Origin of the sequence: Roseicyclus sp. (genome assembly GCF_052168335.1) — a bacterium.
Classification (GTDB): Bacteria; Pseudomonadota; Alphaproteobacteria; order Rhodobacterales; family Rhodobacteraceae; genus Roseibacterium.
This window is the reverse complement of sequence record NZ_JBQLZP010000270.1, coordinates 1-18,345: the sequence shown is the minus strand read 5'-3', so window position 1 is coordinate 18,345 and position 18,345 is coordinate 1. Positions and strand designations below refer to the sequence as shown.

Below are 18,345 nucleotides of genomic sequence, written 5' to 3'. Positions count from 1 at the left end.
CGGCGGTCTGCCTCGACTACGCGCTCGAGGACCTTTCGGCGGACGCGGCCGCCTACCGCGACGGGATGCTCGCCACGATGGCTTCCGTCGAGGCGGCGCTCGCCGCCGAAGGGTTCGACCGCCCGCTCTTCGTCGCGCGGTTCGAGAACGGGCTGCCCGATGCCGCGCCCGCCGCCGCGCTGGAGGGCCAGTGGGAGCTGTCGTGGAACCATGGCGGCCACCGGCTGATCCATTCCGCGCCCGCCTACATGTTCGCGCTCGACGCGCATGACCGCCCCACCGAGGAAGCACGCCGCCAGATGGCGGAGATGACCGCCGCGGCCATCGTCGCGGGCACCGGCTGGCGCTGCCCCGTCCTCCACCTCGCCGAGCGGGAGCCGGGCGCGGAGGACACGATCCGCGTGACCTTGCAGGCGGAGGGCGATCTCGTGCTCGACCCGGACGATCCGCTCGGCGCCGGTCCCGCGATGGGCTTTCGCCTGGCGGGAGCGGAGAACGGAGCCGCGATCCGCGAGGTGGCGCTGGCCCCGGACGACCCTCGGGCGGTCCTCGTCCGCTGCGACAGGCGGCCCGAGGGCGCGGACCTGCGGCTCGCCTACGCGATGACGGCCGAGGGCGACACGCGGCGCGCCACGGGTGCCGTCCGCGACGGCTGGAGCCTCGAAAGCCGCACGGGCGCGCGCCTGCACCGCTGGGCGCTGCCCGCGCACCTGCCGGTGCGGGGAGGGCCCCTTGGCCGGTGAGAGCAGCGCCCTCGAGGCGCCCGTCGACCTGGCGGAGCCGGTGCCGGAGGCGGCCCTCTGCGCCGCGCCGGCCGCGGGGTTCGAGGGAACGGGCGCGCTCTGGTGGCACGGGGGCGACCTGCGGGCGACATGGCCCGCCCGCCTCGGCGGGGTGCGCGCGGTGCCGACGGAACCCAACGAGGGCAATGCAAGCCTCGGCCGCCACGGGACCGAGGCCGGGCTCCGCTGCCGGGCCGGGGTCCATTGCGGCTTCGTCGCGACCGAGGCGGCGTCGGAGGCCGGGACCGCCACGCTCGCCGTCCGCTGGATCACGCCGCCGGGCGGAGAGGCGCGGACGCTCCTGACGCTCAACATGGGCGGCGCGGCACGGCGCGGCGAGGGCGAGAACTACCTGTTCCTGTCCGAGGCCGACGGCATCCTCACCGCGAAGGACGATGCCGGAAAGGTGGAGGCCTCGCTCCCCTGCCCTGCGCGCGGCACGCCGCGCCTCGCCGTGGCGAGCCTTGCGGGCGGGTCGCTCCGCCTCTTCCTTGACGGCGCGGAAACCGGGAGCGACGCGACCGCACCCGTCCTCCACGGCCCCGCGAGCCTGTTCATCGCCGCGCGCAACCAGCGCCCGAAGCTCCTGAAGACGCTGGGCGAGGCGCTGATCCTCGACGTCTGGCTCTGGCCCGGCCGCGCGCTCCTCCACGAGCCGGGGCGCCCGCTGTTGCGCGCGCTCCGCCGCCATCACCTCTGGGCGGGGGCCTGATGGAGGCCGGGCGCCACATCTGCCTGATCTGGGTCGACGACCTGATCGACGTCTACACCTGGCGCGACGCCTTCGGCCTCCGGATCGAGACGCCGAACCTCGACCGTTTCATGGCGCGGGCCGCGCGCTTCACGAACGCCTACGCCACGGTGCCGCTCTGCGCCCCCTGCCGGGCCGAGATCGCGACGGGGCTCAGCCCCTTCCGCTCGGGCCTCGTCGATCTCAACCGCTTCTGGCGCGACGTCCACCGGCCCGAGCGCGCCTGGCAATACGACCTCCGGCGCGCGGGTTTCTACACCTTCACGACCGGCAAGGTGGACGCGAACTACCAGCCGATGCCCGAGGAATACCGCCGCATCCTCTTCCACGAGGAGCCCGAGGCCGACGATCGCGGCCGCCGCAGCGGCGTCCACGCCTATCTCGACCGCGGACCCGGCATCAAGGGCGTGAACCATCCCGACGACGACGGCAGCCAGGACGACCGCTTCTACGACCATCACGTCGCCCAGAACGCCATCGACTTCCTCGGCCGCGCCGATCCCTCGCGCCGGACGCTGATCCAGCTCGGCTTCAAGCACCCGCACTACAACCTGATCTGCCCCGACCGCTTCTACGCGCAGTACGATCCCGCGCGCATCCGCTGGCCAGACATCGCCCACGCCGAGGATTACCACGGGCCGCAGCCCGGTTTCGCCGTCTACGAGGCGGCCTACATCGCCAACGGCCAGTGGACGCCGGAGAAGGCGGGGGACGAGGCCTGGCGGCAGGTGGTGCGCGCCTACTTCGCCGCCTGCTCGCATGTGGACCACGAGATCGGGCGCTTTCTCGACGCGCTCGACGCCTCGGCCTTCGGGGCGGACACCAGCGTCGTCTTCCTGTCGGACAACGGCTTCAACCTCGGCAATCACGACAGTTTCCACAAGATGAGCCAGTGGGACAGCGCCGCCCACGTCCCGCTCGCGATCCGCCTGCCGGGGATGGAAGCGGCCGAGATCGACCTGCCCGTCTCGCTCCACAACCTGCCGAAGACGGTGATGCAGCTCGCCGGTCTGCCGCCACGGCCGGACTGGACCTCGGGCCAGTCGCTCCTGCCGCTGATCGACGCGCGCTTCGGCACCTACGACCGCACGAAATCACCCGTCACCAGCGTCTTCGGCACGCTCTCGGTCCGGCCCTCCGTCGAAGGGCTGACGCATCTGCGCTACTTCCGCTACCCGAACGGGGAGGAGCACGTCTACGACATCGTGAGCGACCCCGGCGAGACCGAGAACCTCGTCGCGACCGCGCCGATGGAGCGCCTGAGGGACGAACTGGTGCGGGGCGCACTCGAACTCGGGCTCGACCTGCGCGGTCACGAGAACCCGGCGGACGGCGTCAACGCGATGATGGCGGTGGACGGGTCGGTCGTGCTCGCGGGCGGGCGGGGGGACACGCATTACTGGGCCTACGGCGCCGACGCCGAGAAGATCCGCGAGGACAGGGACGGCGGCACCGACACGCTGTGGTACATGGCGGGGCCGGACGACTACGTGCTCCACTGCCCCGCCAACGTCGAGAAGATCCGCATCGCCACCGTCGTCTCCCGGTCGGAGGCGGACGGGCAGAGCGGCAAGACCATCCGCATCGTCGCCCACCCCGACAGCCCCATCGAGTTCGAGACCTCCGAGCGGGTGGAGATCGACCTCACCGGCTCGGACGGCAACGACGTGATGATCGGGCCCAAGCACGGCGGCGCGGTCTTCCGGGGCGGCGCGGGCGACGACCTGATGATCGCGAAGGCCAAGCAGGCGAACCGGCGGCACGCGTTCTACGGCGAGGCGGGGAACGACACGCTCCACGGCGGGCCCGGGCGCGACACGCTCGACGGGGGGACGGGCGAGGACGTGATCTTCGGCTACACGGGGCGGAACGTGATCCGGGGCGGGCACGGCAACGACGTGATCGAGGACGGCGAGGGCGCCTCGACCGTGGACCCGGGGCCGGGGCGGAACCGCGTGCGGCTGGGGCCGGGCGACCACGAGGTGCATGTGGGCACCGGCGTCACCGAGATCGAGGCGGCGCCGGGCGCGAAACGCTTCCGCATCGCCTGGGGCGGGGTCTGCGTGATCCGGGGCTGGGACGAAGGCCAGGTCTACGACCTCGCCGCCTGGCCGGGCCAGCCGTCGGTCCGGCCCATGGGCGGAGGGGTCTGGCGCATCCGCCTCGGGCTCGGGGTCGTGGAGGTGACGGGCGTGGCGGAGGGGGTGGATTTAAGGGGGCAGGTGGTGTGAGGGGGGCGATTGCAATCGCTTGCTTGCATTATCGGCAGTTGCCACTCAATATACATAAAAACAAGTTTGGGTTACGCGATTGAGCTCCAGTGTCTCCAGCGTAAAGAAGCTTCAGAGCTATTATCTTGTCCTAGCCATAGCATTCGCGTTGGTTGTGCACCAACTACTCCTCGAACGGAAGCTGGAAAGCTACTCGGAAAGAATGGAGCTCTTGGTTGCACTTGCGGAATGGCAAGATTTTTCACTCAACGAACTTTCGAGAGATGAAGTCTTTGGGCTGACAGATAAGGGCAGAGCAATTTCAGACCACCTAAACGAAAACTATGTCCTCCCGAGCTTGTCTCAGTATGAAGCTCTTGGGTTCACTAGCGACCCCATCCCCGGAGGATCTCATGCAGAATTAGAATTACGCAGCCACCCCCGAATCGAATGCGATGTGCTTCTCATTGAAAGGCAGATCCCGGATCGATTCATTTACTTTGCACCCACAATGGCTGGAGAACGATGGCTTGACTTTTTGGAAGCGCAAATCATTTTCTTTGATGCGTCCGACTGCGTCCCTGGATTTCGCGGCCAGCTCTCAGGCGCCATCATACATTCAGAAGCCGCCGATGACTATTTCTTCCTGTTGCCAAAGTCATGGCTGGAACCGCTACCTGCTCTGCTCCTTCCCGAGCGGATTGTAGGCGAGATTGAGTTTTTTCGAGACGAGACTGGGCAAATCGAAGAAAGCAGGGGAGCTGAGGCCGCACTTTTCCCCCCAATGGATGAGCATGTCTTCACCTCTGCATCAGCTCTCCGAAACGCGCTAGCGAGGTCCCTCGCCGAACAAACAGGCGGGCATTATCGCGGGAGCGACCTTCAAATCGCAATTGATGCCCTTTTCTCCCAAAGGACGGAAACCGCCAATTTCTCCGGCATTACCGCCCCCCTCGTAATTATTCTACATGTAGCGCCATTCTTTATGTTGTTCATTCTCTGGCAGCTTCATCGAGCAGTCAATCAACTAGAGACGCTGGATGGCAATGAATACTGGGTAACGCTTGATACACGAGATCTTCCTGGACTTCTCATTGCGACAGTCTTCTCTTTGTTGCCGTACCTGTCTGCGGTTATGATGGCGATTGCCTTTTGCTCGGCGGAGGCGATTTGGGGGATCTACTTTGGACACCTCGTTCACTTTGATGAGAGAATGCACCTCATTATTGAACCGGCACCACCAATAGGCTGGCTTTCTGGCATTGGCGTTTTTACAGTCATTGTTGGAATTCAGTGGTGGGTCCATATCCTTCTCGCAATGGAAGTCTCACTTAACCTCCTCGGCATTGTTCTCAGATCAAGGACATAATGCATAGGATCATCCACACCCCCTTGCACCCCCGCAACACCCCGCGAGCCTCCTTCCCGACCCCCTTTGCCCCGAGCCCCGAAACAGGCGACACTGCCCCCAAGCGACGCGGGGTCTACCCGCGCGGATCGGGCAGTGTCGGGAGTATCCAGTTGGACCTCAATCGCAGGCCGGTCGCCTCCCTCTGGATCGGGGAGCGGCTGCACTATCTCAACCAGCTCTGCCTCGCCTCGCACCTGCGCCACGGCCACCCCGTGACGCTCTACTGCACGGACACGGTCTCGAACGCGCCGGAGGGCGTCACGCTGCGCCCCGCCTCCGAGATCATGGACATCCCCATGGACATCGTGGCCGAGACCTCGGCCTCCTTCCTGTCGAACGTCTTCCGCTACAAGATGATCAAGGCCACGGGCGCGATCTGGGTCGACTGCGACGCCTTCTGCCACCGGCCCTTCCCCGAGGAATGGGACTACGTCTTCGCGGGCCACGGGATGCGGGGGGCGCTGAACTGCGGGGTCGTGGGCCTGCCGCGGGACTGCGCGCTGATCGACATGCTGCTCGACTACTACGAGAACCTCCCCGAGGTGCCGCCCTGGTGGAACAGGAACCAGCGGCGCAAGATCGAGAAGCAGGACCCCGCGCTGCCGCACGCGATCCGCATCTACCGGACGGAGCGGACGGCCTTCGGCCCGCAGGCCTTCACCCATTTCGCGCAAGTCACGGGCGACGACGCGCGGGCGATGACGCCCGACGTCCTGTATCCCGTGCCGTTCCAGCTCAACGACGTGTTCTACGATCCGCACGGGCGGGTGGAGGGCTGGTTCACCGACGCGACGGTCTCGGTCCACCTCTACACCAACGGCACGCGGCCCTGGTGGCGGAAGAACGCGCCGCTCGAGAACTCCTATGCCTGGCGGATGGCGCGGGAGGTCGGCATCGTCCCCGAAGCCGCGCTCGAGGAATGAGCCTCGAACCCCTCGGCATCGCGGCGGAGGAGGGCGGCGCCCTCGACTTCGACCCGCAGCGCGCGACGGGCTGGACGCCCGCGTGGCTGGACGAGGTGACGCTGGTGCCCTGGGGCGTCGAGGAGCCGGGCGGCGCACGGCGGGCTGCGGGCCTCTTCGACCGGGACGGGCAATTCCTGCCCGAGGGGCATTGCCACCGCTACGCCGACGGGCCGATCACGGTCGCGCCCGTGGTGCCGAGGCTGGACGGGCCGGTCGAGCGGCTGCCGGGGAGATGGCTCTATGGCGGCCTCTTCTACGGGCATTTCGGCCATTTCCTCTGCGAGACGACGAGCCGGCTCTGGGCCCTGCCGCGGCTCGGGGAGGTGGACGGGATCGTCTTCCTTCCCAAGCAGCGCATGACGCACGAGCGGCGGCAAATCCGCCAGCAGGCGCCCTTCCTCGAGGCGCTGGGGCTCGGGCGCCTCGCGGTCCGCGCGCCGCAGGCTCCCGTGGCGGTCGAGCGCCTGGCCGTGCCGCCGCAGGGCTTCGGGATCGGCAGGCTCATCGCGGGACGGCCGGAGTACCGCGCCTTCATGCGCGACAGGCTCGGCGCCGGGATCGCGGCGGAGGGGCCGGCCGACATCTACGTGTCGCGCGCGCGCCTGCCGACGAAGCGGGGCTCGGTGCTGCTCGAGACGCGGATCGAGGCGCTGATGGAGGCGGCGGGCTACACAATCTTCCACCCGCAGGAGCATGACCTGCCGACGCAGCTTGCGCGCTGGAAAGCCGCGCGGCGGATCGTGGCGCTCGACGGCTCGGCGCTGCACCTCGCGGCGATGCTGGCGGGACCCGGGACGCGGGTGGCGATCCTGAACCGGGGCCCGTCCCACAACATCGAGGACTATCTCCTCCAGTTCCGCAGCTTCGCGGGCATCGAGCCCCTGCGGATCGAGGCGGTGTCGGGCTTCTACCATCCCTCCGGGCGGCGGGTCGTGAAGCGCGAGACGCACGCGCTCCTCGACTTTCCCGCCATCGGGGCGGCGCTGGCTGGGGCGGGCTTCATCGCGCACGCGCGCGGCTGGACGGCGCCGGAACCAGCGGACCTCGCAGAGGCCGCGGCGGGGCTCGCGGCGCGGATGGGCGAGCCCCTCGCCCTTCACGGGACCTGAGCCATGGCGAAAGACTTCGCCTGCGCGCTCACCCATGTGCGGCACGAGGATTTCTTCCTCGCGAAGTGGATCGCGCATTACGGCGCCATCGTCGGACGCGAGAACCTGTACGTCGTGATCGACGGCGACGACTGGGAGCCTTCGGTCGATCTGACCGGCATCGCGACCGAGATCCTCCTCGACGCGCCGCGGCGGCGCATCCGCAACGACCGCTTCATGGCGAAGGAGATGTCCGCCCGCGCCAACGCGCTCAGGAAGCGCTACGAGTTCGTCATCCGGGGCGACGTGGACGAATACGTGGTGGTCGATCCCGAAAGCGGCCTCGACTGGCCGCGGGCGCTCGAGGAACTGACCGAGGAGGGCTACATCTTCGCCCTCGGCGTCGACGTGGTTCAGGGCCCGGAGGAGACGGCGCCGCTCGACCGCGGGGCGCCGGTCCTGGGGCAGCGTCGGCAGGGCTACGTCGCCGACCGCTATTCCAAGCCCTTCGTGATCTCTCGCTGGAACAACTGGGCGGGGGGCGCGCACCGGCTGCTCAATCGCGAGGTCGTGCTCTCGCGGCACTTCACGCTCTTCCACCTGGCGCTCGCCGACCGGGGCGTGGCGGAGGAGCGGCTGGCCGCGCGAGGCGGCACGGCGCAGCATCCGAGCTTCGTGGAGCACCAGGCCGGGCGCCTCGGGGCCATCGCGGAGAGCGGGCCCGCGCCCCTCGACTTCGCCCTGGCCCGCGACATCGCGCATCGCGACTTCCCGGTCGAGGCGGATGGCAGCCCCGCCCCGCGCCCGCGCGCCTCGACCCACCCGGCGGCGACGGGGCAGGGTCTTCCGGTCGGCATCCCGCCGCGCTTCTTCGGGATGGTCTGAGGGTGGCCGAAGGGGGCTTCAGCGTCGTCACCGTCGCGCGCGAGCCGCTGCCGGTGCTGCGCCGTTTCGTCGAGTGGCACCTCGGCTGCGGGGCGGAGCGGATCGTCCTCTTCCTCGACGACCCCGACGACCCGGCGCGCATGGCGCTGTCGGGCGAGCCGAGGCTCGAGCTCCGGTCCTGCACGGCGGAGCTGTGGCGCGGGCTCGGCGTGAAGCCGGACGCGCGGTTCACCCGCCGCCAGCGTGCCGCGCTCAACGCCGCCTATGCCGAGGCGGCGGCGCCCTGGCTCCTCGTCCTCGACGCGGACGAACGGATGTGGCTGCGCGGCCGGTCGATCCCCGACACGCTCGCCGCCCTGCCCGCCGATGCGCTCAGCCTCCGGGTCCGGAGCGCCGAAGCCGTGACCCTGCGGGAAGGCGGCAGCGCGCTGCGGCTTCCGATCCCGCGGCGGGTGGTGAACGAGGTCTACGGGCCGGACGCCGACCTCTTCCGTCGGCGCGAGGGTCTCGTCGGCCACCCGGAGGGCAAGTCGTTCCACCGGACCGGCCTTGCCGGCCTGCGCATCCGCCTCCACTGGGCGGAGGACGCGCAGGGCGCCCGCCTGCCCGGTCCCGTCCTCGGGCCCGAGGACCGGGCGCACCTCGTCCACGACATCGCGCCGGACTACGCCCGCTGGCGGGCGAAGGTGGCTTGGCGAGCGGGATCGCACGGCTTCTCCGGGCCCCTCAAGGACCGGATCGACGCGATCGCCGCCCTGCCCGACCCCGAGGCGGGCTATCGCGCGCTCCACGACAGGCTCCATATCCTCGGGCCGGAGGAGGCCGCCGCGCTCGAGGCGGCGGGAGGTCTCTTGCGCGAGACGGCCGCAACGCCGATGACTTGACGCCATGGCCGAGCGGTTCACAGCCCTGAGCATGATGCGCGACGAGGCGCCCGCGCTCCTCGAGTGGGTGGCCTTCCAGGAGGTCATCGGCTTCGACCGGATCGTGGTCTACACGAACGACTGCCGCGACGGCACCGACGCGATGCTCGACCGCCTCGGCCAGATCGGCGCGCCGGTCCTCCGCCGCGACAACCCGGTGGCCGAGGGGGAGAAGCCGCAGCCAATGGCGCTGAGGGCGGCGCAGAAGGACGTGGCGGTCCTCGACACCGACTGGCTGATCGCGCTCGACGCCGACGAGTTCCTCTCGATCAGGACGGGCGCGGGCCGCCTGCCCGACCTCGTGGCCGCGGTGCCGGAGGGGACGGAGGGCATCGTCGTCACCTGGCGGATCATGGGCTCGAACGGCCTCGTCGACTGGAACCCCGGCCTCGTGATCGAGAGCTACACGCGCGGCGCGCCCGACGACTTCCGCAAGGGCTGGGGCGTGAAGACGCTGTTCCGCCCCTTCCCCGACATGAAGCTCGGCATCCACCGCCCGACGGTGAAGGGCGCGGGGCGCGAGCCGGCGCGGATGGAACAGCTCGCGGCGCTCAGGTGGGTCAACGGCTCGGGTCGGCCGATGACACGGCAGTTTCTCGAGGGGATGTGGCGCTCCTCCGCCGCGACGCTGGGCTACGACCTCGTGGAAATGGCGCATTTCGCGGTGAAGAGCCGCGAGGCCTACCTGCTGCGGCAGGTGCGGGGCAACGTGAACGCCAAGCCCGACAAGTACGACGCGACCTATTTCGGGATCTTCGACCGGAACGAGACCGAACGCGAGGCGCTCCTCGCCCATGCGGGGGCCGTGCGCGACCGGATCGCGGACTACCTGAAGGACCCGATTCTGGCCGGGCTGCACCGCGACGGGCTGGCCTGGCACGCAGCCCAGATCGCGCGTCTCCGGGCCGAGCCGATGCATCCGCGGCGGATGGACAAGCTCGATCACATGGCGGGCGTGCCCTACGAGGGGCTCGACGCGCTACTCTTCACGCAGCCGCTGGGACCGCAGGGCAAGGCCATCGTGGACCGGCTGAGACGGCAGGGCATGGCGCCCGCCGAGATCGCGCGTCAGGTCGCGGCCTCGGTCTCGCGGCTCGAGGCGGAGCGCGACGCGCGCGACTTCGCCGAACTCGAGGCGCGGGGCCCCGCCGCCGGAGCGTGAAGCCGCTCAGGCCGCGTCGCGGCGACGGCGCAGCGCGACCATCGCGCCCATGCCCGCAAGGAGCAGCAGGCCCGTCGCCGGCAGCGGAACCGGCGCCACGTCCAGCGCCTCGATGGTCGCGGTGGCGACGAGCGGGCCCTGAAGCCAGCTTCCCTGGCCGTAATCGAAATCGTTGAAGATGACCGAGAAGGCCGACCCGTCGGCCATGTTCACGACCGTCGGAACCGTCCTGTCCCAGCGGAGGCGTCCCTGAGACAACTGGCCCGAGACCGTGGTGATCTCGACCCCGGCCGTGTCGGACACGACCGTCGAGAGCGGCTGGCTCAGCGCGAGCGACGCGCTGATCCGGTAGGTGCCGCGCGGGTCGCCCCGGTAATTGAAGTTCAGGAAATCGAAGGTCTGCGACCCGCCCTCCCCCAGGGCGAATGTCGTGCCGTCGAAGCCCGCCGTCTCCACGTCGAAACACGTCGAAAAAATGCTGCAGAAGCTTCCCTCGACTTTCGTGATTGCGGCCGTCGAGCCGCCTTCGTGGAGCGTGAAGGTCAGAACCGACGAAGCGGTTGCGGGCCCTCCGACGCCCAGCGTGGTTGCAAGCGCAAGGCCTGCCAATGTCTTCTTCATTATGTCAACGTCCAGTCAGTATCGTCTCGTATCGAAATCGAGGTGCCGCCCTTGCGCCCGGCAGAAAGGCCGGAGGTGCGCCGCCTCGGGAATGACACATTCCTGCCGGACCGCTGCCGGGATGTCCAGCGCCGCCTTGGGCGGCACTCCGGGGGCACAGGACGCGCGCCCGGATTTTTGTCTATACATTTCAGATTCTTGAGTGCCGACACCGGCTTTGTTGCCATTGCGGCAATACCATGTTTCGGCCGCAATCCCGCCGAAAACGCCCCGAAATGGGGCGGGGCTCAGTTCCGCTTGCCCCGGACGAGGCCGGGGATCGGGGCCACGGGCACGCCCTCCTCGATCAGCGCGCGGGCCTCCTCGGGCGTCGCCTCGCCGTGGATCGAGCCCTCCTCCCGCTCGCCGAGATGCATGGCGCGCGCCTCGGCCGCGAAGCGGGGTCCGACATAGGTGGAGTTCTTCTCCAGATGCTCGCGCAACGCCTTCAGCATCTGCTCGGCCGGATGCGCGGGCCCGGTCAGCGGGCGCTCCGCCGGCCGGGGCGGCGCCTCCTCGGAGGTCGCCACGCGCGGGGCCATGATCGCCTTTTCCACGTCGCTGCCGCCGCAGACGGGGCACGACACGAGCCCGCGCGCGGCCAGCGCGTCATAGGCGGCCGCGGACTGGAACCAGCTCTCGAAGCGGTGGTCGCCCGAGCACTTGAGGGCGTAGCGGATCATGGGCGTCGAACCTCCGCCCTTGCAGATATTCGGATCGGCGCGGCCTTCAAGCGGTCCTCTCCTAGCCCAGCTTCTTCGGATCGAAGCTCTTGACGATCTCGCGCAGCTCGGGCTCGCCCAGGCGCTGCGCGGCCTTCTTGGGCGTCAGCCACTTGCGCTTGCGGTCCTTGGCCTCGGGGTAGTCGTCGTCGAGGCGCAGCACCTCGATCGGGAAGACCGCGACCACGCAGGGGATCGAAAACTCCTCGTCGATCCACTTCTGGTAGGAATAATGGCCGATGCAGACCTCGTGCACGCGGCCCCGGACGCCCGCCTCCTCCCAGGCCTCGAGCGCGGCGGCGGCGGCCGGCGTCTCGCCGTCCATCGGCCATCCCTTGGGGATGATCCAGCGGCCCGTGTCGCGCGACGAGACCAGCAGCACCTCGAACCCCGGCTTCGCATCCGCCGGGCGGTAGCAGAGCGCGCCGAACTGCGTCCGGGTCTCGCGCCTCGCGGAGGCGCCGATGCGGAGAGGGGTCTGGATCGCGGGATGTCGGGCCATGGCTGCCCTGTATCGCATGGGGGCGGGCGGCGATCAATCGGGCCGTCTTGACGCCGCCCGTCAAGGGGTTAGCTGGCGTGGGGCACCGCATTCCCGAAAGGCCCCAATCCCGACAGGCCCCAATCCCGACAGGCCCCAATCCCGACAGGCCCATGGACCGCCCGCTCTTCCTCGGCTCCGAGATCTACCGCGCCTCCTCCTACGGGGCGCACCATCCGCTGCGGGTGCCGCGCGTCTCGACGGTCATGGACCTCGCCCGCGCGATGGGCTGGCTCGGAGCCGACCAGTTCCGCAACAGCCCCCGCGCCAAGCCCGCCGCGCTGACGATCTGGCACACGCCCGACTACATCGCCGCGCTGGAGGAGGCCGAGCGCAGCCAGAGCGTCAGCGACGCCGTGCGCCTGCGTCACGGGCTGGGAACGGTGGCGAACCCGGTCTTCCCCGAGATGTTCCGCAGGCCCGCCACGGCGGCGGGGGCGTCGTTGCTGGCCGGCGAACTCTTGGCGCAGGGCGGCGTCATCCACCACCCGGGCGGCGGCACGCATCACGGCTTCCCCGACCGGGCGGGCGGGTTCTGCTACCTCAACGATCCCGTTCTCGCGATCCTGTCGCTGCGCCGTGCGGGCGCGCGGCGCGTCGCCTACGTGGACATCGACGCGCACCACGCGGACGGGGTGGAGCACGCCTTCGCGGGCGATACCGAGACGCTGCTGATCTCGGTCCACGAGGAGAAGCGCTGGCCCTTCACCGGGGCGCTGGCGGAGGATGGCGGCGGCAACGTGCTGAACCTGCCCGTGCCGCGCGGCCTCAACGACAGCGAGATGGCGGAAATCCGGGAGCGGCTGATCCTGCCCGCCGTCGCGGGCTTCGCCGCCGACGCGGTCGTCCTCCAGTGCGGCGCCGACGCGGTGGAGGAGGACCCGCTCTCCCGCCTCGCGCTGTCGAACAACGCGCACTGGGCGGTGCTGCGGGGGATCATGGCGCTGTCGCCGCCGCGCCTCATGGTCCTCGGCGGAGGCGGCTACAACCCCTGGTCGGTCGGGCGGCTCTGGACCGGCATCTGGGCGACGCTGAACGGCCACGACATCCCCGACCGTCTCCCCCCCGAGGCGGAGGCGGTTCTGCGCGGCCTGACATGGGCCAACGCGCGCGCGGGCCGCAATCCGCCCGCGCACTGGTTCACGACGCTGCGTGACGCGCCCCGCCCCGGCCCCGTGCGCGGGGAAATCGCCGCGCGTCTCGCCGTCCTGACCGCGAGACCGGCGGCGCGCGGGATAATTCCCGATAGTTTAACTCAGGATTGACAAGTCTGAGCGATTCACTCAGGATTACCGGCAGCGACAGCGACCAGCCGGGAGATCCGCCCATGTCCTATCTTTCGACGCACGACGCCTCCGACCCGCTCGCGGCCCCGCGCCCGAGCCACCCCGTCCACGACGCCCGGCGCCTGACCGGCGGCGAGGGCACGGCCTTCATCGTCCTCGACGACCAGACCTACACGCTGCGCATCACGCGGGCGGGCAAGCTCATCCTCACGAAGTGAGGCATTGACCGGCGGGCCGCGACGGGGACAGGCTCGGCCCATGCCGATGCCCTGGACGTACCGCCACGCCAGCCGCGAATGGCGCGCCTTCCTCGACGACGTGCGGGAGGCGACGGGGCTGATCTCCGACAACATGGCCTATACGGCGGTCGACGGGGTCTTCCACGTCTTCCGGGCGCGTCTGACGGCGAAGGAGGGCCTGCGCTTCGCCACCGTCCTGCCGAGCGTCCCGCGCGCGATCTTCGTGGCGGGCTGGGTGCCCGACGCGCGCCCCCTTCCCTTCGCATCCCGCGCGGAGATGACGCGCGAGGCGCAGGCGCTGCGGCCGCACCACAACCTGACGCCGGAGAACGCCATCGAGGCGGTCGCGCGCGCCCTCTGGCGCTCGGTCCGGCACGCCGAACTGGAGCGCGTCCTCGCCACCCTGCCGGCGGGCGCGGAGGCCTTCTGGCACGTCGAGACGGACAGCCCGCAGGACCTCGCCCCGCGCATCGTCTGAGCGCCGCGGAGGGACCGGCGGAATTCCGTCACGCGGCTCTCATGGCCGCTTGCAAATCGCACCGGATGTCGCATCTTCCGCAATCGCGCGAACCGCCCGCGTCGGGCCCGACAGGCCCGTCACAACATTCCCCGGAGGGCGGGCCGGCCTTTCAGAAGGATCAGGCGCATGATGACAGTGCGCTGCTACCTCGCCCCGTCCGACATCGAGGGACTGGGCGTCTTCTGCCATGACGACATCGCGAAGGGCCAGATCGTCTGGCGCGCCGAGCCGGTGCTCGACGTCCGCATCCCGGTCAGCTTCGTGGAGGCCGCAGCGCCCCACGTACGCGAGTTCCTCGAGCGCTACACCTATCCCGACTGGACCGACCTCTCCCAGGTCGTGCTGGAAAGCGACGAGGGCCGCTTCATGAACCACGCGGACGAGCCCAACCTCGACTTCACCGACCCCGCCGTGGGCGTCGCGCGCTGCGACATTCCCGCGGGGACCGAGCTGACGTGCCACTATTCCAGCTTCACGCTGGGCGAGATCCAGATGCAGCCGCCGCGCCATCGGGTGAAGGCCGCCGCAGCCTGATCCGGGACACCCCGAAACGGAAAACGGCCGGCGGATCGCTCCACCGGCCGTTCCCGTTCAGAGATGCCGTGCCTCAGCCGATCTTCGGCAGGAGCGAGTCGATCGAGGCCTTCGCGTCGCCGTAGAACATCCGCGTGTTGTCCTTGTAGAACAGCGGGTTCTCGATGCCGGAATAGCCGGTGCCCTGCCCCCGCTTGGAGACGAAGACCTGCTTGGCCTTCCAGACCTCCAGGACCGGCATCCCCGCGATGGGGCTGTTCGGGTCGTCCTGGGCGGCGGGGTTCACGATGTCGTTCGAGCCGATCACGATGACCACGTCGGTGGACGGGAAGTCCTCGTTGATCTCCTCCATCTCGAGCACGATGTCGTAGGGCACCTTCGCCTCGGCGAGCAGCACGTTCATGTGCCCCGGCAGACGGCCCGCGACGGGGTGGATGGCGAAGCGCACCTCCTTGCCCGCGGCGCGCAGCTTGCGCGTCAGTTCGCTGACCGACTGCTGCGCCTGCGCCACTGCCATGCCGTAGCCCGGCACGATGATGACGCTGTCCGCGTCGTTCAGCGCCGCCGCCACGCCGTCGGCGTCGATGGCGACCTGCTCGCCCTCGATGGCCGCCGCGGGGCCCGTCGCGCCGCCGAAGCCGCCGAGGATGACGCTCACGAAGCTGCGGTTCATCGCCTTGCACATGATGTAGCTGAGGATCGCCCCCGACGAGCCGACGAGCGCGCCCACCACGATCAGGAGGTCGTTCGACAGCGAGAAGCCGATCGCCGCCGCCGCCCAGCCCGAGTAGCTGTTCAGCATCGAGACGACCACGGGCATGTCCGCGCCGCCGATCCCCATGATCAGGTGGTAGCCGATGAAGAGCGCGAGCGCCGCGAGCAGGATCAGCGTCCAGGAGCCCGCGCCGCCGAGGTACATGAACAGGAGCACGACCGAGGCCGCCGCCGCCGCCGCGTTCAGGAGGTGGCCCCCCGGAAGCTGCTTGGCCGAGGTGTCGATCTTGAACGGCAGGAGGCTCGCCGAGCCCGAGAGCTTGCCGTAGGCGACGACCGAGCCCGTGAAGGTCACGGCGCCGATCCAGATGCCGAGCGCGAGCTCGACCTTGAGGATCGTGATCTCGATCGACGTCTTCTTGGCCACGAGCTGCCCGAAGGAGGACAGCCCGTCGAGCGCCGTGCTGCCCGCCGCCTGCGCGCAGGCGTAGTAGCTGAGCCCCTCGGCGCAGCGGGTGCCGACCTCGGAGATCAGCAGGTTCTGCACCGTGTTGATCATGATGTCGGCGTTGAAACCGACGAAGACCGCCGCGAGGCCCACGAGGCTGTGCATGATCGCGACGAGCTCGGGCATCTGGGTCATCTGCACCCGCGTGGCGAGCTGGTAGCCCACCGCCGCGCCGATGATGATGAGGATGATCGAGGCCGGCCAGAGCCCCTGCCCCGGCCCGACGATCGTGGCCAGCACCGCGATCGCCATGCCCGCGATCCCGTACCAGACCGCGCGCTTGGCGCTTTCCTGTCCCGAGAGCCCCCCGAGCGACAGGATGAAGAGAACCGCGGCCACGGCATAGGCCGCAATGGTGAATGCGAAATCCATTGTCTCTTACCCCTGCCCGCTCAGGATTTCTGGAACATGGCGAGCATGCGCCGTGTCACGAGGAAGCCCCCGAAGATGTTCACCGACGCCATCAGGATGGCGAGGCCGCCCAGGACCGTGATCAGGGCCGAGGAGGACCCGATCTGGATGAGCGCGCCGAGGATGATGATCGACGAGATGGCGTTGGTGACGGCCATGAGCGGCGTGTGGAGCGAATGCGCCACGTTCCAGATCACCTGGAAGCCGATGAAGACCGAGAGCACGAAGACGATGAAGTGCTGCATGAAGCTCGCCGGCATGCCGGGGATGAGACCCACGCCCAGCACCAGCGCCGCGCCCACGGCCAGCATGGTGACCTGGCTCTTGGTCTGCGCCTTGAAGGCCGCGACCTCCTGCGCCCGCTTCTGCTCGGGCGTGAGTTCCTTCGGCTTCTCCTTCTTCGGCGCGGCGGCGATGGCCGCGACCTTCGGCGGCGGCGGCGGCCAGGTGATCTCGCCCTCGTGCGTCACCGTCGCGCCACGGATGACGTCGTCCTCCATGTTGTGGACCACCTGGCCGTCCTTCTCGGGCGTGAGGTCCGTCATCATGTGGCGGATGTTCGTCGAGTAGAGCGTCGAGGACTGCGTCGCCATGCGGCTGGGGAAGTCGGTGTAGCCGACGATGGTGACGCCGTTGTCGGTCACGACCTTCTCGTCGGCCTTGGTCAGCTCGCAGTTGCCGCCGCGCTCGGCGGCGAGGTCGACGATGACGGAGCCGGGCTTCATCGCCTCGACCATGTCCTTGGTCCAGAGGACGGGCGCGGGCCGGCCGGGGATGAGCGCCGTGGTGATCACGATGTCCATCTCGGGGGCAAGCTCGCGGAACTTGGCGAGCTGCTTCTCCCGGAACTCGGGGCTCGAGGGGGCCGCGTAGCCGCCGGTCGCCGCGCTGTTCTGGCTCGTCTCCTCGAAGTCGAGGAAGACGAACTCGGCGCCCATCGACTCGATCTGCTCGGACACCTCGGGGCGCACGTCGAAGGCGTAGACGATGGCGCCGAGCGAGGTGGCCGTGCCGATCGCCGCGAGGCCCGCGACGCCCGCGCCGACGACGAGGACCTTGGCCGGGGGCACCTTGCCCGCCGCCGTCACCTGGCCGGTGAAGAAGCGGCCGAAGTTGTTGCCGGCCTCGATCACCGCGCGGTAGCCCGCGATGTTCGCCATCGACGACAGCGCGTCCATCTTCTGCGCGCGGCTGATGCGCGGGACCATGTCCATCGCGATCACGCTGGCCTTCTTCGAGCGCGCGAGTTCCAGCAGAGCCTCGTTCTGGCCCGGCCAGAAGAAGGAGATCAGAAGCTGCCCCTCGCTCAGGCGCTTGGCCTCCGTCTCGGTCGGGGGACGCACCTTGGCGACGATGTCGACGGCCTTCCAGAGGGCCGCCGCCGTCTTGAGCACCTCGACGCCCGCCGCCTCGTAGGCCGCGTCGGTGAAGCCCGCCGCGGCACCCGCGCCCGTCTCGATGGCGCATTCGTAGCCGAGCTTCTGCAGCGCCTGCGCGCTGTCCGGCGTCATCGCCACGCGCGATTCGCCCGGTTCGATCTCCTTCGGAGCCCCAATCTTCAAAGCTTTTCCCCTCATGTCCGAGCAGGTCCCAAGCCCCCATAGCAAGAGCTTCGAGGCACCACAACGCCCGCACCCGCGACAGAATATTTCGTATACCGCCGTATGCTGCGCAACTTCCGCGATCCGGAACGCATAGATGCCCCTGGCCGCGGATTTGTCCAGCGCAACGGGCGGATTGCGCATGGCCGCGGGGGCGCTAGGCTCGGGCACCGGAACGGGAGGAGACGGGATGGAGCACGCGGGGCGGCATGCGCTGGTGACGGGCGGCGGAACCGGGATCGGCCTCGGCATCGCGCGGGCGCTGGCGGCGGCGGGGGCGGAGGTCACGATCACCGGCCGCGACTCCGCGCGGCTGGAGCGGGTGGCCGAGGATGCCCAGCGTCTCCACCCGCTGGCCATGGACGTGGCCGACGAGGCCTCGGTCCGCGACGGCATCGCGGCGGCGGCGGAGGCGCGGGGGCCGGTCTCGAT

General features: G+C 69.5%; 18 protein-coding genes and 1 pseudogene. 14 read left to right on the top strand and 5 right to left on the bottom strand.

The window, feature by feature from the left end:
* The 9 genes and pseudogenes from ACTS11_RS08240 to ACTS11_RS08200 form a co-directional block, all read left to right on the top strand.
* Positions 1-743, top strand: a pseudogene (locus ACTS11_RS08240) (hypothetical protein); the annotation flags it as partial.
* Positions 733-1,494, top strand: a complete 762-nt coding sequence (locus ACTS11_RS08235; protein ID WP_442639845.1) for a hypothetical protein — start codon at positions 733-735, stop codon at positions 1,492-1,494. The pseudogene ACTS11_RS08240 and the gene ACTS11_RS08235, both read left to right, overlap by 11 nt.
* Entirely contained in the window at positions 1,494-3,764 is a 2,271-nt protein-coding gene (locus tag ACTS11_RS08230; protein ID WP_442639844.1) for a sulfatase-like hydrolase/transferase, read from the top strand. Before ACTS11_RS08235 ends, ACTS11_RS08230 begins: the two co-directional genes overlap by 1 nt.
* 202 nt (positions 3,765-3,966) lie before the next feature.
* On the top strand, positions 3,967-5,112 hold the full coding sequence (locus ACTS11_RS08225) for a hypothetical protein (protein ID WP_442639843.1): 1,146 nt from the start codon (positions 3,967-3,969) through the stop codon (positions 5,110-5,112).
* A gap of 152 nt (positions 5,113-5,264) precedes the next feature.
* Entirely contained in the window at positions 5,265-6,077 is an 813-nt protein-coding gene (locus ACTS11_RS08220; protein WP_442639842.1) for a hypothetical protein, read from the top strand.
* Positions 6,074-7,228, top strand: coding sequence for a glycosyltransferase family 61 protein (locus ACTS11_RS08215; protein ID WP_442639841.1), 1,155 nt, complete (start codon positions 6,074-6,076; stop codon positions 7,226-7,228). Before ACTS11_RS08220 ends, ACTS11_RS08215 begins: the two co-directional genes overlap by 4 nt.
* Positions 7,229-7,231: 3 nt before the next feature.
* The gene (locus tag ACTS11_RS08210) at positions 7,232-8,092 is read left to right on the top strand and encodes a glycosyltransferase family 2 protein (RefSeq protein ID WP_442639840.1); all 861 of its coding nucleotides are present in this window, start codon (positions 7,232-7,234) and stop codon (positions 8,090-8,092) included.
* 2 nt (positions 8,093-8,094) lie between these two features.
* The gene (locus ACTS11_RS08205; protein ID WP_442639839.1) at positions 8,095-8,976 is read left to right on the top strand and encodes a glycosyltransferase family 2 protein; all 882 of its coding nucleotides are present in this window, start codon (positions 8,095-8,097) and stop codon (positions 8,974-8,976) included.
* Positions 8,977-8,980: 4 nt separating this feature from the next.
* Positions 8,981-10,177, top strand: a complete 1,197-nt coding sequence (locus ACTS11_RS08200) for a glycosyltransferase family 2 protein (protein WP_442639838.1) — start codon at positions 8,981-8,983, stop codon at positions 10,175-10,177.
* A 6-nt stretch (positions 10,178-10,183) separates the two neighbouring features.
* Here ACTS11_RS08200 and ACTS11_RS08195 read toward each other — a convergent pair whose 3' ends face one another.
* The 3 genes from ACTS11_RS08195 to ACTS11_RS08185 all read right to left on the bottom strand — a co-directional run bounded on the left by ACTS11_RS08195 (position 10,184) and on the right by ACTS11_RS08185 (position 12,061).
* Positions 10,184-10,633, bottom strand: a complete 450-nt coding sequence (locus ACTS11_RS08195; RefSeq protein ID WP_442639837.1) for a VPLPA-CTERM sorting domain-containing protein — start codon at positions 10,631-10,633, stop codon at positions 10,184-10,186.
* Positions 10,634-11,085: 452 nt separating this feature from the next.
* Positions 11,086-11,520, bottom strand: a complete 435-nt coding sequence (locus tag ACTS11_RS08190) for a DUF1178 family protein (RefSeq protein ID WP_442639836.1) — start codon at positions 11,518-11,520, stop codon at positions 11,086-11,088.
* A 61-nt stretch (positions 11,521-11,581) separates the two neighbouring features.
* Positions 11,582-12,061, bottom strand: a complete 480-nt coding sequence (locus tag ACTS11_RS08185) for an NUDIX hydrolase (protein WP_442639835.1) — start codon at positions 12,059-12,061, stop codon at positions 11,582-11,584.
* A gap of 152 nt (positions 12,062-12,213) precedes the next feature.
* Between ACTS11_RS08185 and ACTS11_RS08180 the strand changes: the two genes are divergently transcribed.
* The 4 genes from ACTS11_RS08180 (at position 12,214) to ACTS11_RS08165 (ending at position 14,679) form a co-directional block, all read left to right on the top strand.
* A complete protein-coding gene (locus ACTS11_RS08180; RefSeq protein WP_442639834.1) occupies positions 12,214-13,365 on the top strand; it encodes an acetoin utilization protein AcuC in 1,152 nt (383 codons plus the stop codon).
* A gap of 62 nt (positions 13,366-13,427) precedes the next feature.
* Positions 13,428-13,604 carry a hemin uptake protein HemP gene (gene hemP / locus ACTS11_RS08175; RefSeq protein WP_442639833.1) on the top strand — a complete coding sequence of 59 codons (177 nt, stop codon included), beginning with the start codon at positions 13,428-13,430 and terminating at the stop codon, positions 13,602-13,604.
* A gap of 40 nt (positions 13,605-13,644) precedes the next feature.
* On the top strand, positions 13,645-14,103 hold the full coding sequence (locus ACTS11_RS08170) for a DUF2267 domain-containing protein (RefSeq protein ID WP_442639832.1): 459 nt from the start codon (positions 13,645-13,647) through the stop codon (positions 14,101-14,103).
* A 168-nt stretch (positions 14,104-14,271) separates the two neighbouring features.
* The gene (locus ACTS11_RS08165; protein ID WP_442639831.1) at positions 14,272-14,679 is read left to right on the top strand and encodes an SET domain-containing protein; all 408 of its coding nucleotides are present in this window, start codon (positions 14,272-14,274) and stop codon (positions 14,677-14,679) included.
* 73 nt (positions 14,680-14,752) lie between these two features.
* Here ACTS11_RS08165 and ACTS11_RS08160 read toward each other — a convergent pair whose 3' ends face one another.
* A complete protein-coding gene (locus ACTS11_RS08160; protein WP_442639830.1) occupies positions 14,753-16,273 on the bottom strand; it encodes an NAD(P)(+) transhydrogenase (Re/Si-specific) subunit beta in 1,521 nt (506 codons plus the stop codon).
* 20 nt (positions 16,274-16,293) lie between these two features.
* Positions 16,294-17,874 carry a Re/Si-specific NAD(P)(+) transhydrogenase subunit alpha gene (locus tag ACTS11_RS08155; protein WP_442639829.1) on the bottom strand — a complete coding sequence of 527 codons (1,581 nt, stop codon included), beginning with the start codon at positions 17,872-17,874 and terminating at the stop codon, positions 16,294-16,296.
* A gap of 229 nt (positions 17,875-18,103) precedes the next feature.
* Here ACTS11_RS08155 and ACTS11_RS08150 point away from each other — a divergent pair.
* On the top strand, positions 18,104-18,345 hold a 242-nt coding region (locus ACTS11_RS08150), incomplete at its 3' end, for an SDR family NAD(P)-dependent oxidoreductase (protein ID WP_442639828.1).